Here is a 15,083-nt window from a genome sequence, read left to right as displayed (position 1 = left end):
TCCTCGGGTGGGGTTTGCTGCTTGCGAACTTCTCAGTGAACTTCGCGAAGCGGCTTAGGAAACGATGTCCCACGGTGGAGACAATGCAAAGGAATCAATGTCGAAATGCTACTGCACGTACATAAGTTCGTTCGTATTGAGCAGCAGTAGGCACATATCCGCCAAAGCGCGCGTTCGTGGCGACACATCAGCAGGTTTGGGATCGGGTTGATAACCCTCGAACACCGGAAGAATCTCGGTGTACTGAAATGGCTCGCCGCTGAATTCTTCGACGAGCGAGCGGGTGATCGTGCTCGGATAGTCCACAGGCTCGGGTTGGATCCCACTGTGGTACGCTTCCATGTCGTCGACGTATTGGGTGAGTTGATCCATTTCGTCAGAGCTAGCGTGACGCGACAGCGCCAGGCGAAACGCGCGATCGATTTGATGTGATGGGTCATCCGACTCCGATTCCAATCGCAAAGCAAATGCGATCGCTCGATCAGTTACCATGTCGCTGTTGAGCAGTGTGAACACCTGCGGTGTCACGGCAGCAGATTCACGCAACTCACACGATTCATTCGGATTGGGCTGATTGAAAAGCTCGGTAAACGGATCCGCTTGACCGCGAACGTGGTAGGCATAAATCGAGCGTCGGTTGCGTTGATCAGGTCGCGGCGAAGGCTGGTAGGCCGGCGCCAGTGAAAACTGGATCATCCGAGGCTGCAATGCCACCTCCATATTGATCTCCGGTTTGACAGGAACACCGCCGTCCGCACTGACGAGTTCGCCTGTGAACGACAACATACTGTCACGGAGTTCTTCGGCAGTGAGCCGGCGCCGCGGAAAGTGGGACAAGAGATCGTTATTGGGATCCGACTCCGCAGCGACCTCTGCATCCACAGGGCGGGTGGAACGACGATACGCATCGGAATACATGATCAGGCGATGCATCCGTTTGATCGTCCAGCCGCCATCAACGAATTCGCGTGCGAGGTAGTTCAATAGTTCGGGATGCGTCGGCTTGGCACCCTTGGCACCGAAGTTGTTCGCATTGGCGGCTAACCCGACACCAAAATGGTGCTGCCAAATGCGATTGACAATACTGCGTGAGGTCAAAGGATTGTCGGGGTTGATAATCCAACGCGCCAGCCCCAGGCGTCGGCCCTCAACCGAAGGTGTCAACAGATAAGGATCGGAACGATCCGTACCTGAGGCAATCGAAAGCACACTGAGCACACCGGGAGCGACCTGATCGCCCAGTGCAGCCAACGCGCCTCCGACAAGGATATGGTTCTGCGGCGGATCCTCATCCTTCGCTTTCCGGCGAATTCGAAGGTGACGAGCACCGTTCCACGCCAACTGCGTCGTGGCGGCGTTGTAGACGCTTTGCACCATCGGTTGATAGCGTTCGAGACGTCGGTTCCAGATCCACTCGTCTTGTTCACGCACCTTCAGCTGACCTTGCTCGGAATGATCGAGCCCAACGTGCCGTGGCGGCTTCAATTCATCGGCAAGCTGCTTTCGCTCCGACTCGTTCTTGTAAGGCAGGTCGTGCTCATTGAACCACTCACGCGCCGCCGCTTCGCGTTTGGTGACGAGCTTTTCCTTTTCGCTGACGGCATAGTCGAGCATTCGCTGAACGTGCGCCCTGCCTTCATCGAATCGGTCGCGACTCTCCTCCGGCAAGAATGGCACACGCCGCTCGGCCATCTGGGTCGTTGAGAACGCGGAGTAGATCCGGTAGTAGTCCCGGGTGGGGATCGGATCAAATTTATGATCGTGGCACTTGCAACAACGCAGTGTTTGCGACAGGAAGGTCTGGCCGGTGACGTTGACGAGATCATCCAGATAGATCTGGCGCGCCTCATCGGCTTCGATCATCGCGTTATCCCATGGCCCCAAACGCAGGAAGCCGGTGGCGACCAACAACTCTGCTTCCTCGGCGGTGTAGTCGCCTTCCTTCTGCACACGATACACCTCCGCGTCGGTTGCATCGGTACGTTGCCGGACCGATTCGTCGGCCAACTCATCGCCAGCGAGTTGCTCGATGACGAAGCGATCGTAAGGTTTATCGCCGTTGAATGCGCGGATGACGTAGTCACGATATCGCCACATATTGGAACGCTCAAAATCGTTCGACATGCCGCCGGTGTCCGCGTAGCGGGTCACGTCGAGCCAGTGCCGCGCCCAGTGTTCGCCATACCGGGGACTGGCCAGCAATCGCTCGATGAGATCGCGCCAGGCCTGTTCGGGGTTCTCGGCGTCGGCGGCAATGAAAGCGTCCAGTTCTGTCGGGGTCGGCGGCAGCCCGGTGAGATCATAGGTGGCTCGCCGGATCAACTCCTGCGGCGTCGCACGGCCGGAGGCTTGCAAGTCACTTGCTTCGATCTCTCGATCAACGAAGTGATCGATCGCATCGGCACCCGCGAGGTCATCGGGGAGCAGCTCAGCCATCGGCGGCAATGGCTCGAAAGCCCAGAGATCTTCAGGCTGGTACCGACGATAAGACCATTCATCGGACGTTCCGCCGCTGGTCGCGACGATCTCGCCTTCGTCGGTTACCCGCTGCTTCGCTTCAGCATCGCGGTAGGCTTGCTGAGTCGATTCGTCTGGCCAAGGTGCCCCTTGCTCGATCCATTGACGGAACGACTCAATTTGCGATTCCGTTAGGCGATCATTCTCCTTCGGTGGCATCTCATAATCCTCCCAAGCGATCGCTGGCAGGAGCGTTCCCTCATCGGGTTTCCCGGGAACCATCGCGGGTTCCTCGGACTCGCCCCCGTGGAGCAGCGATTCCCGGCTCAACACGCTGAAGTCACCCTTGATGTCAGCAGGGTCACCGCCGTGACAACCCAGACATTTGTCCTTAAGCAGCGGCAAAACCTTGAGCGTAAAGAGCCGTTGGGCAGCGTCATCGGCCGCTGCCGTCGACACTGGTACGGCGGTCCCGATCACCGCGGCGACGAGCGCCGCAGCAGTGAGGAAATTGCATCTAACGTTCATCCGAACTCCCCAATTGATACCAATGAATAATTTCATTTGCCGATAAGGCACCTGACATAACCGACATTTCATCCATACTCCCATTCAGATTACGGAGCACAAATCGCGGGTCAGTCTGGTACTTTGGCTCACTCCAGTTGCAAATCGAGGCGGTTCCAATCTGAATGGACTCAACCAACGCCTGCGGCGCAATGGGCTCGCTACTAATCGGTTGACCGTTGAGGTAGTGAGTCACCTCGGCCCGGTCGACGTCGTATGTCACCGCGAGCATGATCCAGCGTCCACTTAGCGACGCGTCCCAGATACTCGGCGAGTAAAAGATTGGCTGTTCGGCCTTGCCGTCCGCATCACGCTGACGCGAAGGCACTTTGACCGAAAAGAAAATCCGCCCATCGTCCATGATCTGCCAGTGCGGTTCTCGCTCATCATGTCCGTCAGTTAAAAACAGCGAGTTGTACCAGCGGTCGAGGCTATTGATCTTCACCCAACACATCAGCGTCAACCCTCGGTGCTCGCCTGGAATGCGAACCCGCACCCGGCTTCCAACTCGACTGAAATCCAATGCCGAGTCACTGCGCCCCCAGCGGTCAGTCGCCGGGGTGGTTGCAACGATAGTCCCGTCGGTAGCTCGGTCGGCTGCCCCCGTCGCCAGGTTCTCAATGCGACGTGATTGCCGGCTCTCTCGATGGAATTGATAGTAGGCGAGGGTGCGCTGATCACCACGGAGTTGCTCCGTGGCTGCCTGCCACTGAACATGGCGTTGATCTCGCTGCTGCCGCAACCAATTTTGAAACTCGTGCGGCCCCAAAACCGACTCGTCCAACGCACTAACCTCTGTCACTCCTCCCGAGCGGTCTAACCGTCGGGCCTGCCCGGCATCGATTCGAAGAGCGTCACTGTCGGTAGGATGCAGCTCCACTTCTCCATCGACGACATACACATCGGATCCCTGCTCATCGACCGCGACACTGAACTCCGTCCCAAGATCGATCACATCTCCCGAGCTTGTCTTCACCCGAAAGCCTTGGGCCGGTTCGGGGACTCGCGTACGAGCACGGCCACGAAACAGAGTGACTTGCATGGACGAATCGATCGAAAATCGCGACTCTCCTTCCAACACCATCTCAACACCGCTGAAAAACTCGATGCGAGCGCGACCCGACCGGAGGTGCAACTCTCCGCCCGGCAGCAAATCGCCATTGGCAAACGCAGCTTCCTCCCAAATCGCATCAGCCTGGCCATCGACAACCGCAAATCCAGACGCCGAAGGCTCTTCCTGCCCCATTGCCAAGTGCCGCTGAGTGTCCCCGCCCGCTACCGTTTCAGACCGGTCGCCGTCAAACTCGATTGCCAACACCAATAGCAACATGGCAGCAACGGCCAACAGCGCGGCGGAAACCCAGTGGACTGGTCGAAAAGAATTCGCCGCGGCACCAGCCACGGTACCGCCAGACGTATTCTCCGGTGCAGCACCCCGAGAGGCTTCGCTTCGAAGCAGCATATCGAGCTGCAGACGACGATAGTATTCCTGCCGCACCTGCGGGTCGATAATCAATTCAGCTTCGATCCTCAGCCGATCGGGAGCAAGTATGGTCCCCTCGATGAGTTCATCAATCAGCAGCAGTCGCTCGTCTCGGTTCATACCGTGCCCTCGCTTGCTTGCAAGCGGCGCTGGATGCATGCCGAGAGCGTCGTCCGCAAACGACACAGCGTGACCTTGATCCCGCCTACCGATCGCCCGACCCGGCTCGCTAAATCGGCGAGTGTCTCGTCGCCTTCGTATCGCGACATCAAGAGCTCGCGGCTGTCTGGTTTCAGCTCACCGAGACACTCTCGCAGAGCTGAGTGCCGCTCGGAGAAATCGTCCTCGAACTCAGCAGCGTCCGCAACGATCTGTTGCTCCAACTCACTCGAAAAGTTGATCCGAGCGTCTCGAGCTTGCTGCTTGCGGTAATTCAGCACCTCGTAGCGTGCGATCGTTGCCGCCCACGCTCGGAAATTCGTACCGGCTTCAAAATCGGAACGTTTCTGCCAAATCTTGGCGTTGGTCTGCTGGACAACCTCGTCCGCACCACGATCACCCGGCATCAAACAACGAACCGCGAGCGTGATCGCCGCTTGGTTGCTCGTCAGCAGACCGACAAACTCGGCCTGCGAATCGGGATATTCATTCGTTTCCATGCCTATTTATGCCGGCAGGAACGGAAACGTTAACAAGAAAAGCGAAAAGAAAGCCCTCGACTGCGTCTAAAGCGCGGCCAATTTGCTTTCCGCTTTGCGTTTGCGGCGGCGGATGAGTGCGCCCAAGCTGACCAATGCACCAATGGCAAGAGCCGAGGAAGGCTCTGGGACAGCGGTGGGCGTTCCAAAGAAGGCGAAGTTATCACCCCGAGCCGTCCCATTGATGGCCGTCGAATTGAGGCCAATCGAGACAATGTCGCCGGGATTCAGAATGAACCCATTGAGATCGACAACGAAATCAAGATAGTTCGTTCCGAAGCCGTAATCAATTTCATTGTTGACGAGCAAGGGGTCGCCCAACGCTTCGTTGACATCCTCGCCCGACTGAGTGTTGTAACCAGCATAGCCTTCGGTCACGTTCACAAAAGCAGACGACGTGGAACCGTCCGCGCCAAAATAGGTCAACACGAAGTCTTCCATGTTCACCTCGGCACCGGCCGTGGAGACGTCACCGACAAATGCGTCAAATACAAACGTGTCGAGCCGGTAAATTGTGGAGGTATTGTTCTCGATCTGGACATCCGTCCCGTTAAAACTCCGAATTCGACCATCAGCAGTGGAATCGTTCCCACCGATCTGGTTGGGTGGGACCGGTATCGAGCCACCGCCATATGTGGGGTCCAAACGGGGTCCGGCCGGGTTGGTTGTCTCGAAGACATAGGGGGGGTTGATAGTGCCAGGGCTGTTCGCAGCGATCGGCGTTTGACCGGTGAGCGCTCCGCCAGACGCGGGAGCCCAAGCCCCCGGGGCACCTGGATAAACGTAGGAACCGTCCGGACCGTACCAGTTATCCGTACTTCCTCCGGTATTGGTGCTGCCGGTGTTGTACGTGATCGATGAGAGTGCGGCGAAGATCCCTTCGTCGGCTCCGGCCTTCGTATACCCCACACCGACCTGCGTCACTTCATCAAATTGATGGAACCCAGCGAGCAGTTCCGCCGAGGCGGTCTGCGGCGCAAGACCAAGGCAAGAAGCTAAACTCAGAACAGCAAGATGTCGGATTTTCATGGATATACTCTCTCAGGTCGTGCCCAATGCATCGTTCGAAGGCGGGCAACGTTCCAGGGGGGGGGGAGGTTCCGCTTGTAAGCAAATTGTACTTCACCAGATTACCAGGCCAAGCAGATTATAGGTTTTTTCGGTTTTTTTAACCTGGTTTATTTCGGCGATTTCCGCTGGAAAGACCGTTTCACCTCGGACAGCCGTGGAATTTACCGTCTGTGCCGGCGTGACGGGCCTCTTCCCGAGAGCTAACCCTCCAGCTCGCAAAATTGACACGCCAGCGAGCCCTCGCGAGCCTCGCCCTTCACCCTCGCCAGGGCCGCTGCGGACCCGCTCGATGTGCTAGCGTTTTCTGCGACGACGTCCCAAGACGCCCATTCCGAGCATCCCAGCGAATGCCAGGGCGGTCATCGGTTCGGGAACGGGTCGCCCCACAATGGCGAAGTTGTCTCCCCGCGCCACACCGCTACCGATTACGTTGAACCCGACAGTGAAGGCTTCTCCCGGGTTCAGAATGAAACCACCAAGCTCGACGACGTAATCCATGTAATTCGTCCCCACTCCGTAATCGATCAGGTTGTCGACGAGATTCGGATTGGTCATCGACTGATCGACGGACTCCCCAGACTGCATGTTGTAACCAGCAAACCCCTGCGTGACGCTCAAATTCCGGGAAGGAATGGTTCCATCATTGCGAAAGATGGTGACAGGGAACTGCCCGAGGATCCCACGCTGCGAATTATCGGAGACATCCCCGAGAAACGAATCGAAGAGAAGCCGATCGATAAGATAAGCAGAACTGGTGTCGTTTCTGACGTAGAGATCTGTTCCGTTCAGATTGCGAACCCGTCCATCAGCCGTCGTGACAGCGCCGCTTCCAGTCGTGTTGGAAGGCTGCGGCGCGCTAGCAGCATACGACGAGTTCTGCCGCGCGTTCCCGCCTGACACTTCGTACAGGTATGGACCGTTGGTCACATCGGCAACAGGGTCAAAGGGAGTTTGGTTCGTCTGAAAGCCGATACTCGACGCATTATCGGCACCGTAGTAGTTGTCGGTACTGCCCCCGGTGCTCGTGCTGCCGCCGTTGTACGTGATCGTCGAACTGGCGGCGAAAACACCTTCGTCCCCGTGATTTCGCGTGATACTGCTCCCCCGACTGGCGTCACCAAACTGATGAAACCCCACCAATAAGGTACCAGCAGCTGCCCCCGGGCTGAGCACAATGAGACAAGAGAGGAAACTGAACGTTCCGAGAAAACGCGTATACATGGTGGGGAACTTTGGTGAACTGGAGCCGACGATTTGTTAACGTCAGCCGCGTTGGAGAGGGAAGACGCTTAATCAATCAACAATAGGCATTGGCGACAGAGAGTCAAAACAGCAGTCGCACATGTTTAAGAACGCACGAGAAAACGTTCTGGGCGCCATTTCGCCAAATAAAAGCCGATGCGGTGCCTGAAGGTGCCTCTCCGACACGCTTCGGGATAAGATTTGCACATAGAATGGAGGGAACACAGTTCCCTGTTCTGCCCGGCTCGTGATCGCCCGTCTGCCAACGCGTGCAACCTCGCCTGGCGGGCCGTTGGATCGCGGCCGAACCTTTCCTTGCACCCTCCCACGCCCTTCTGAACATGCGAAAAGCGGCTTCGACCTCCAGTGCTGCCACGGGCTTGACGCCGCTGCGGGTCAAGGGCCGAATCGGCAAATACCGACTCGATCGCCGCATCGGCCAAGGCGGGTTCGCTGATGTTTACGCCGCCACCGACACACTACTGTCGATCAAGGTGGCGCTCAAAATTCCCAACCATCAGTGGGTTTCTGAGGAACTGATCGCCGCATTCCGACGCGAAGCCAAGCTGACCATGGGCTTGGAACATCCTCATATCCTCCCCATTCGTGACGCCAGTTTCATTGATGGCCGGTTCGTCATCGTGACGCCACTGGCTGACCGCACCCTCGACGATCGACTGAAAAATCGAATGGGTTTTGAGACCGCCTTCGAGTTCACATCGCAACTGCTCAGTGCGGTTGCCTACGCCCATCATCACGGCGTCATCCACTGTGACATCAAACCGGAAAACGTGATGCTGTTTGACAAGGACTATCTGCGACTGGGAGATTTTGGGATCGCGAAAGTCGCGCAGAACACGATTAGCGGTTCGGGAACTGGGACACTTGGATACATGCCACCCGAACAAGCGATGGGAAAACCGTCCAAAAGAAGCGACGTCTTCTCGCTCGGATTGATCGCGTATCGGATGATGTCTGGGAAGTGGCCGGAATATCCATTTGACTGGCCGTTTCCCGGTGCAGCGGCGATGCGGCGGCGTGTTCACAGCGACGTGATCGCGATCCTCCGAAAATCTGTTGCGATCCGCCCTCGCGATCGCTTCACCGACGCCGAAAAAATGGAGGCTGCCTGGGAAAAATCTCGTTTAAAAGCCACCCGATTTGCGAAACGCCAGCGGAAACAGGCGTAGACTGAAAGAGAACGTCTCTCGACCGGACGGCCCTGTCGTAGGAGTGCCGAGATTCTGTCTAGAAACCCAGAGACCATTGCAGCTTTCCATGACCACGACGTCCTCCAGCACCGCAATCGCGACACCGAGCATTCTCGCGGCGCCGCGATTCTATCTCGAGAGTGAGATGGCGTTGCCAGAAAGAGTTTCGGTAGGGCCGGGGAATGCAGTGGCCTACTCTCGGACCTGTCCCGGCAAAGAGGAGCCTAACGACGATAGCGCCGCCATCATTCCCACCGCTGGCGGAGGCGTTGTGATGGCTGTCGCCGATGGTGTCGGCGGCGCCCCGGTCGGATACAAGGCGTCGGCGATCGCCGTGCAGTGCCTCGCCGAGAGTCTTGCGGGGCAGGCACAGGCAACAGACCTGCGGCCAGCAATCTTGGACGGGATCGAAAAGGCCAACGAGGAGATCCTCGACATGGGCACCGGCGCAGCCACGACCATTTGCATTGTCGAAATCCAGAACCGCATCGCCCGGGGCTATCAAGTCGGTGACTCGATGGCATTATTTCTCGGCGGACGCGGGGCAGTGAAGTGGAGATCCACCGCTCATTCTCCCGTTGGTTATGCGATCGAATCGGGCCTACTCAGCGAAGAGGAAGCAATGCATCACAACGAGCGGCACATCGTCTCCAATCTGGTCGGATCCAAGGCGATGCATATTGAAATCGGCCCGGCCATTGCCCTGTCACCACGCGACACCGTGGTCCTCGCCAGCGACGGGTTGTTCGACAACTTGCTCTTACGCGAAATCAGTGAACTGGCTCGACTCGGCCCACCACTCGATCGTCTCAACGCCCTGGTCTCACTGACGCGCCAGCGGATGACGGGCGCCGACACGGGCCTACCGGGCAAGCCCGATGACCTCGCCGTGCTATTGCTCACCCCATAGCGGGCGAGTCAACGAGCTGAACCACCGCAGGTGGCGCGGCGCTGACCGACGGCTATTCTCGATCATCCCTGACGGGCTACTTCTGGGTAACCGGCAGGAGGCGACTCGGTTCGTCGATTTAATCGACGTCGGCCTCATCATGGTGAGCCGAGGGCCGTAAGGCCAATGCCGTCTATTTTGCCCCCGTGCGGGGCATCATCACGATGGTAACCCGCTTCGCGGTTGAAAGTAGATGGCATCCCAGGTAGCGCCGCCCACCCGGCCGCTGACGCGTCTCGGCTCAATAAAACGACAGCCCGGACTGCCACAGGGCAACTGCCGGCTCGCCCATCGACTCACACCTCAGCTTCCAGCAAACGCTGGTACAGCTCCACGTGGGCGTCGACCATGGCATCGATCGTGAATTCACTCGCGATACGTGATCTCGCCGCCGAGCCCAGCTGAGAGGCTAGCTCGGGATCTTCGAGAATCTCCTGAGTTCTCTCAACGAGCTGAGCGGCATTCCCGAGCTCGAACAGGTAGCCGGTTTCGCCGTCACGCACCAAATCACGGTTGCCAGGAATATCCGATGCAACCACGGGCACCCCTGCCTGCATCGCTTCGATGACGGCATTGCTCTGGCCCTCGTACTCGCTGGCGATCCAGAACGCGTCGGCATGCGGGAGCAACTCCGAGACGTCATCGCGGTTGCCGGCGAAGCGAACATGATCGAGACGTGACACCGCATCGCGATGTCGCAGCATTTCATCTCGCTGAGGTCCATCCCCCACGATCACGAGCGTGGTGTCCTGGCGGAGCGTTCCCACCAGCTCGCCCGCCCAAATCAGATCGCGAATCCGTTTCTGCGGCCACAATCGCCCGACCGCCAAAATCAATTTGCGGTCTTCACCGACCTCCAACCGTCGCAAAACAGCGTCCCGGCTGAGCGGCAGCGAAGCCGTCTTGGCCGCGCCGGGCTCGACGCCATTGGGGATTACCACGAACCGATCCGGAGAGATCCCGTGATCGGCATAGAAATCTCGGACACCGTCGCTGTTGGTAGTGATCGCATCGGTCCAGCCTTGCAAGCGGCGATCGATCCAAAACTGCCATTCGCTCTTCCAGGGGTCAACGCACCGCTCGCTGGCGATGACCACGGGGACACCGGCCCGATAGGCGGCGACTCGGCCGAAGCTATTCGCTGCAAACAACCAGGTATGCACCACGTCGGGCCGCCACCGGTCGAACCAATTCCTCAGCCGCACGAGGGCCGTGAGATCGCCTTTGAATCGCTTGCCGATCAGTTCGACCTCGACCCCTGCTTGACGCAGCGGCTCGCTGCGCGGCCCGTCTCGGGTCAACAACGCAACCCGGACATCGTGTCCTCGCCGAGCCAATCCTGTCGCTAACAACACGACTTGTTTTTCAGCGCCTCCCCGGTCCATCGTGGGGATCACCAACGCAATTTTGAGCGAGCGTGCCATGGCGGTTGAGCGGTCAGCGAGAGGCAAGGATTTGTTCCCAAGGGATAGAAGACGAAGAGCCTACGTTGAAGTGTTCCACGTGACGGGCGAGAGTACCGAGGTCCACTGACGAAGTTCCTCGCCAGCGTTAAACCGGCGTGCAGCATCCATGGCAGTTTCCCAAGCGAGATCGTTGGCCGCTGGCAAGTTCTCCCAAACGCTGCGAAATGTCTTGCGAAACGCCCCCGGTTTTCCGTCATCGTACCAGGCAACCGAGTCGACTCGATCGGCGTCGAATTTGTCGTTCATCCAGGCTCGCAGCGGCGCCCGATCGGCCACGATCGTGGGCAATGCATGTGCAATCGCAGCCGGCAGAGTGTAGCGAAGTTGATCCTCATCGGTCACAACGACCCCCTCGACCGCATTCCAAATATCGCTCATATCAGCGAACGTCCCGGGAATGGCGACAACGTCCCGAACACCCTCAGCTTTGAGTTCGGTGTGCACCCAATCGCGCAGTGGACCGTCACCGAGCATCCAGATCTTCAGATTCGGGTACCTTCCGCACAATAACCGCGCGCTGCCCACGACCCCACCGAGCCCTCCCTCGTAATCAGGACTGCCCGACATCCGCCCACACCACAGCAACACGTGGTCATCTGCATCTGTAATCAGATCCCGGTTGATGCCCGCAAGCGATCGTCGAGACAAAAGTCGCTGGTCCAGACTGACTCGCGTGGGCCGGGCAAACCCGGGCGAGATCCGACGGAGTCGCTCCGGCGAGATCCCACTGGCGACCAGGGATCGCTCCACGCCTGAGTGCCGCGTCACCACCCACTCCAAATCCGCTACGGCTTGTAGGCAGCGTTTCCCGCTGCGAGCTTGGCGGCAGGTGACATCATCCCCGTCACCTCCCCATCCGTCGCAGAGCACGACACCACGGGTTGGCGGTCGCGAGCCGCGGTTTGGATCCCGCCGAGCATGCTCGATCGCAACGGCAACGCTGCGAACATCGTCGTGGATCCCTTCACAAACGATCCAGTCAAAACGATGCGACTGTTCCGCCATCCAATTCCCGAGATACCGCACATACCTCTGCGTCGACCAGTCCCCCTTGGGAGCAGCGAGAATGCGATGAACACGCACCCGATCGCACTGAAACTCCTGCGACCAGTGCGCGCCATATCGCGGCGTCACCACTTCGATGTGCATGCCCATCGCCGCCAAGGCTTGGGTCAGGGCCACCGAGGCCGCCGCCTGCGGATGCTCCCCGGCCCCGTGGGGCCAGTACCTCCGAGTCACCCACAACACACGGACGCCGGGGGACGCCGCGAGCTGCGGCGACGCTGCTGTGAGCGGGGAACTCATCCGAACTCAGCCGCCGTCGCGGCAATCTCAGCCGGCTCGAGGATGGCGATGTAGGGCAGGTTGCGATACATGTCGAGGTAGTCCAATCCGTAGCCAACGACAAACTCGTCAGGGATCTCGAAGGCAATGAAGTCCGGCCGCATGCTGTGCTGATCCTCACGAGATTTCCGCAACAACACGGCCGTCGCCACGCTGTCCGCCCCCATCGCGAGCAATTCCTCTCGCAGCTTCGCGATCGTCGCGCCCGTATCAAAAATATCGTCCACCAACAGCACGTCTCGATTCTTCACATCGATCAACATCTTCGCATCAATGATTAACTCGCCAGGCTTCGTCCCACCGCGATAACTCGACGCTTGGATCACACCCACACGCTGGGGCATCGATAGCCGCCGAATCAGGTCGGCAAAGAGCACGACCGAACCGGTCAACACGGCCACGACGGTGATGGGGCGACCGCGATAGTGCGCGTCAATTTCGCGGGCGAGCTGCGCAACGCCAGCGGAAAGCTGCGTTTCAGTAATCAACGTGCGCACGAGAGCCGGCCTTAAAGATAGGAGAACTGGGTTGAGTTTGCCACATGGAACGGTCTAGCCGATCCCGCGCGACAGCGACCGCCGATACATCACGACAGCCGATGGTGCATCGCCGTCCGCTTATTTTGCCGCATTTGATCCAGGTCGAACAGACGCATGACTCCGTCGCAACAGCTCGCTCGCGTCCGCAACTGTGTCCATGCCTACTGCCAGGGGCAATATCCAGACGAATCGATCGATCTGCACGACTCGATCTTCATCAACAATGGATTCTACTGCGGTCGAAAATTTCGCTGCGAACAATTCTCTGCGATCTGGTTCGCCGAAGAGGACCAGCTGAAAATCCACGACACCGATGGAGCCTGCCTGGTCAGCTGGAACGCGGCTGAGATGTCCGAGCAGGTGCAAGAGCTCCACCAGAAACAGGCGCTCGCGCAAGCGGAAAACAGCGAGCAAACGCAGCCGGCGGTTCCCACCGAACCCGTCGAACCCACCGAATCCGTCGAGCCACTCGCACCGTCGACACTGCCAATGGTCGCGCCCGAACCTCAACACCAAGCTCCTCAGCACCAAACTGCGGGCGAAACCCGCCGGGCCGCATAGCCGGCTGTCGAGTGATTGAGCTGAGACGCGTCAGTGGCCGGGTGAGCGGCGCTACCCAGGGCCTTACTGCCCTCGGCTCACCATTGCGGAGCCAACATCGAATCAATCGACAGCCCAATAGTCTGCTGGGCTTGAAAGCAGCTCGCCGGGTGCAGAAACAGTCGACCGGAAGCCTCCGCACCCCGCCGGGTGCGAAAGCCACCGACGTTGGTTATCTTCTCAGTCGTCCTCGTTCCACGGTGACGAATTCTTGGGGTGGTTTTCCGGCCAGCCAAGCGTTCACATCGAACGATGAGATGAACGACGCTCGACAGTTCCCTGCTACTTAGCCTTCCTGTTTCCTCGCCTTCCCTGTTCCTCTCGCCCGCACCCACCAGGGTGCCAGCACGCGGCCCGCTAATCTTCACCGATACCATGCATGACCCCACCCACCTCAGCCAGCTCGATCAAGAAATCCTCGATCTGATCGATCGCCGACAACGGTGGGTGGCAGCTCAACTGCGTCAGCAGGGTGACAGCCCGAATCTTACTGAGGGAATGGCTGAGGCCGAACGGGTCGCGACGGAATCGATGGCGACAATTCCAGCGGGGATCCCAGCAGCGGCGCGGCGGTCCATCCTGCGGCATATTGTTTCGGCGTGCTACCAAGCTTCGCGGCCCGAACGGGTGGCCTTTCTCGGTCCGATCGACAGCTACAGCCATCTGGCGGCCTTGGGGTATTTCGGGGAGGGAACCGAATTGTCGCCCGTCTCGTCCATCGGCGCGGTGTTCGACGCGGTCGGCCGGGGCGATTGCGGACATGGTATCGTGCCGATCGAAAACAGCACCGATGGCCGCATCGTCGACACGCTCGGCCGCCTCACTCACGGCAACGTGAATATCACCGGCGAGATCTTGCTGGCGATCCATCACAACCTGCTCTCACTAAGCCCACTTGCTGAGATCACGCAGGTACACAGCAAGCCGCAGGCGTTGTCTCAGTGCCGAGGTTGGCTGGCAGATCACCTACCGGGCGTGCAGCTCGTCGAGACCGCCTCGACGGCAGCCGCCGCCGAGGCAGCAGCTCAAACGCCGGGTATCGCCGCGGTCGCGAGCCTCGCCGCGGCCCGGCGGTACGGGCTCGACGTCGTCCAGCCCTCGATCGAAGACAACCGCGACAATATCACCCGTTTCGCGGTCCTGGGCTCGGAACAACCCGAACCGAGTGGCGACGACAAAACCACTCTACTGTTTGAAGTCCAGCACCGACCCGGGACGGTCGCCGATGTGATGGGGGTCTTACGTGATCATGGCCTGAACTTGACCTGGATCGAATCCTTCCCTAAACCGGGCCGCCCGAACGAGTATTTCTTCATCGTCGAGTTCCCTGGACACCAAAGTGAACCAGCAGTCACCGCCGCGATCGCGGCGTTGCCCGAGCAAACCCAGCACCTCGCTGTCTTGGGTAGCTACCCCCGGGGACGAAAGGTCTGAAAGTCTTGCCTTTCCCCTTGAA

Annotated in this window: 12 protein-coding genes; 4 read left to right on the top strand and 8 right to left on the bottom strand. The window is 58.9% G+C overall.

Going from position 1 to position 15,083, the window contains the following annotated elements; translation table 11 throughout:
* Positions 1 to 108: 108 nt before the first annotated feature.
* From CA85_RS13945 to CA85_RS13925, 5 genes are all read right to left on the bottom strand, one after another.
* Complete coding sequence (locus tag CA85_RS13945; protein ID WP_146391939.1) at positions 109 to 2,985, bottom strand: PSD1 and planctomycete cytochrome C domain-containing protein; 2,877 nt, start codon at positions 2,983 to 2,985, stop codon at positions 109 to 111.
* Entirely contained in the window at positions 2,975 to 4,627 is a 1,653-nt protein-coding gene (locus CA85_RS13940; protein WP_186774938.1) for a LamG-like jellyroll fold domain-containing protein, read from the bottom strand. The genes CA85_RS13945 and CA85_RS13940 overlap by 11 nt, the downstream gene beginning before the upstream one ends.
* On the bottom strand, positions 4,624 to 5,166 hold the full coding sequence (locus tag CA85_RS13935; protein ID WP_146391937.1) for a sigma-70 family RNA polymerase sigma factor: 543 nt from the start codon (positions 5,164 to 5,166) through the stop codon (positions 4,624 to 4,626). The genes CA85_RS13940 and CA85_RS13935 overlap by 4 nt, the downstream gene beginning before the upstream one ends.
* A gap of 66 nt (positions 5,167 to 5,232) precedes the next feature.
* Positions 5,233 to 6,234 carry a PEP-CTERM sorting domain-containing protein gene (locus CA85_RS13930; protein ID WP_146391936.1) on the bottom strand — a complete coding sequence of 334 codons (1,002 nt, stop codon included), beginning with the start codon at positions 6,232 to 6,234 and terminating at the stop codon, positions 5,233 to 5,235.
* A 336-nt stretch (positions 6,235 to 6,570) separates the two neighbouring features.
* Positions 6,571 to 7,497 (bottom strand): PEP-CTERM sorting domain-containing protein, encoded by a 927-nt coding sequence (locus CA85_RS13925; RefSeq protein WP_146391935.1) that lies wholly within the window; start codon positions 7,495 to 7,497, stop codon positions 6,571 to 6,573.
* 362 nt (positions 7,498 to 7,859) lie between these two features.
* Here CA85_RS13925 and CA85_RS13920 point away from each other — a divergent pair, with 362 nt between their 5' ends.
* Positions 7,860 to 8,708 (top strand): serine/threonine-protein kinase, encoded by an 849-nt coding sequence (locus CA85_RS13920; protein ID WP_146391934.1) that lies wholly within the window; start codon positions 7,860 to 7,862, stop codon positions 8,706 to 8,708.
* Positions 8,709 to 8,796: 88 nt separating this feature from the next.
* Positions 8,797 to 9,639, top strand: coding sequence for a PP2C family protein-serine/threonine phosphatase (locus CA85_RS13915; protein ID WP_146391933.1), 843 nt, complete (start codon positions 8,797 to 8,799; stop codon positions 9,637 to 9,639).
* Positions 9,640 to 9,974: 335 nt separating this feature from the next.
* Here the strand turns inward: CA85_RS13915 and CA85_RS13910 are convergent, their stop codons facing one another.
* From CA85_RS13910 to hpt, 3 genes are read right to left on the bottom strand one after another with little or no spacing between them, the layout of a single operon-like run.
* The gene (locus CA85_RS13910) at positions 9,975 to 11,102 is read right to left on the bottom strand and encodes a glycosyltransferase family 4 protein (RefSeq protein WP_146391932.1); all 1,128 of its coding nucleotides are present in this window, start codon (positions 11,100 to 11,102) and stop codon (positions 9,975 to 9,977) included.
* A 60-nt stretch (positions 11,103 to 11,162) separates the two neighbouring features.
* Complete coding sequence (locus CA85_RS13905) at positions 11,163 to 12,449, bottom strand: glycosyltransferase family protein (protein ID WP_246112788.1); 1,287 nt, start codon at positions 12,447 to 12,449, stop codon at positions 11,163 to 11,165.
* A complete protein-coding gene (gene hpt, locus CA85_RS13900) occupies positions 12,446 to 12,985 on the bottom strand; it encodes a hypoxanthine phosphoribosyltransferase (protein ID WP_146391931.1) in 540 nt (179 codons plus the stop codon). The genes CA85_RS13905 and hpt overlap by 4 nt, the downstream gene beginning before the upstream one ends.
* 156 nt (positions 12,986 to 13,141) lie before the next feature.
* Here hpt and CA85_RS13895 point away from each other — a divergent pair, with 156 nt between their 5' ends.
* Together CA85_RS13895 and pheA are read left to right on the top strand one after the other, a co-directional pair.
* Positions 13,142 to 13,588, top strand: coding sequence for a hypothetical protein (locus CA85_RS13895; RefSeq protein WP_146391930.1), 447 nt, complete (start codon positions 13,142 to 13,144; stop codon positions 13,586 to 13,588).
* Positions 13,589 to 14,002: 414 nt separating this feature from the next.
* Positions 14,003 to 15,061 (top strand): prephenate dehydratase, encoded by a 1,059-nt coding sequence (pheA, locus tag CA85_RS13890; RefSeq protein WP_146391929.1) that lies wholly within the window; start codon positions 14,003 to 14,005, stop codon positions 15,059 to 15,061.
* The last annotated feature ends 22 nt before the right edge of the window (positions 15,062 to 15,083 follow it).

The organism is Allorhodopirellula solitaria (genome assembly GCF_007859855.1).
In the GTDB taxonomy this organism is placed as follows: domain Bacteria; phylum Planctomycetota; class Planctomycetia; order Pirellulales; family Pirellulaceae; genus Rhodopirellula; species Rhodopirellula solitaria.
This window is presented reverse-complemented; position numbering and strand designations above follow the sequence as displayed.

Excerpts from the sequence above, each read along its gene's own strand:
- CA85_RS13945 (WP_146391939.1), bottom strand. The coding sequence starts at position 2,985 with ATGAACGTTAGATGCAATTTCCTCACTGCTGCGGCGCTCGTCGCCGCG.
- CA85_RS13940 (WP_186774938.1), bottom strand. The coding sequence starts at position 4,627 with ATGAACCGAGACGAGCGACTGCTGCTGATTGATGAACTCATCGAGGGG.
- CA85_RS13935 (WP_146391937.1), bottom strand. The coding sequence starts at position 5,166 with ATGGAAACGAATGAATATCCCGATTCGCAGGCCGAGTTTGTCGGTCTG.
- CA85_RS13930 (WP_146391936.1), bottom strand. The coding sequence starts at position 6,234 with ATGAAAATCCGACATCTTGCTGTTCTGAGTTTAGCTTCTTGCCTTGGT.
- CA85_RS13925 (WP_146391935.1), bottom strand. The coding sequence starts at position 7,497 with ATGTATACGCGTTTTCTCGGAACGTTCAGTTTCCTCTCTTGTCTCATT.
- CA85_RS13920 (WP_146391934.1), top strand. The coding sequence starts at position 7,860 with ATGCGAAAAGCGGCTTCGACCTCCAGTGCTGCCACGGGCTTGACGCCG.
- CA85_RS13915 (WP_146391933.1), top strand. The coding sequence starts at position 8,797 with ATGACCACGACGTCCTCCAGCACCGCAATCGCGACACCGAGCATTCTC.
- CA85_RS13910 (WP_146391932.1), bottom strand. The coding sequence starts at position 11,102 with ATGGCACGCTCGCTCAAAATTGCGTTGGTGATCCCCACGATGGACCGG.
- CA85_RS13905 (WP_246112788.1), bottom strand. The coding sequence starts at position 12,449 with ATGAGTTCCCCGCTCACAGCAGCGTCGCCGCAGCTCGCGGCGTCCCCC.
- CA85_RS13895 (WP_146391930.1), top strand. The coding sequence starts at position 13,142 with ATGACTCCGTCGCAACAGCTCGCTCGCGTCCGCAACTGTGTCCATGCC.
- pheA (WP_146391929.1), top strand. The coding sequence starts at position 14,003 with ATGCATGACCCCACCCACCTCAGCCAGCTCGATCAAGAAATCCTCGAT.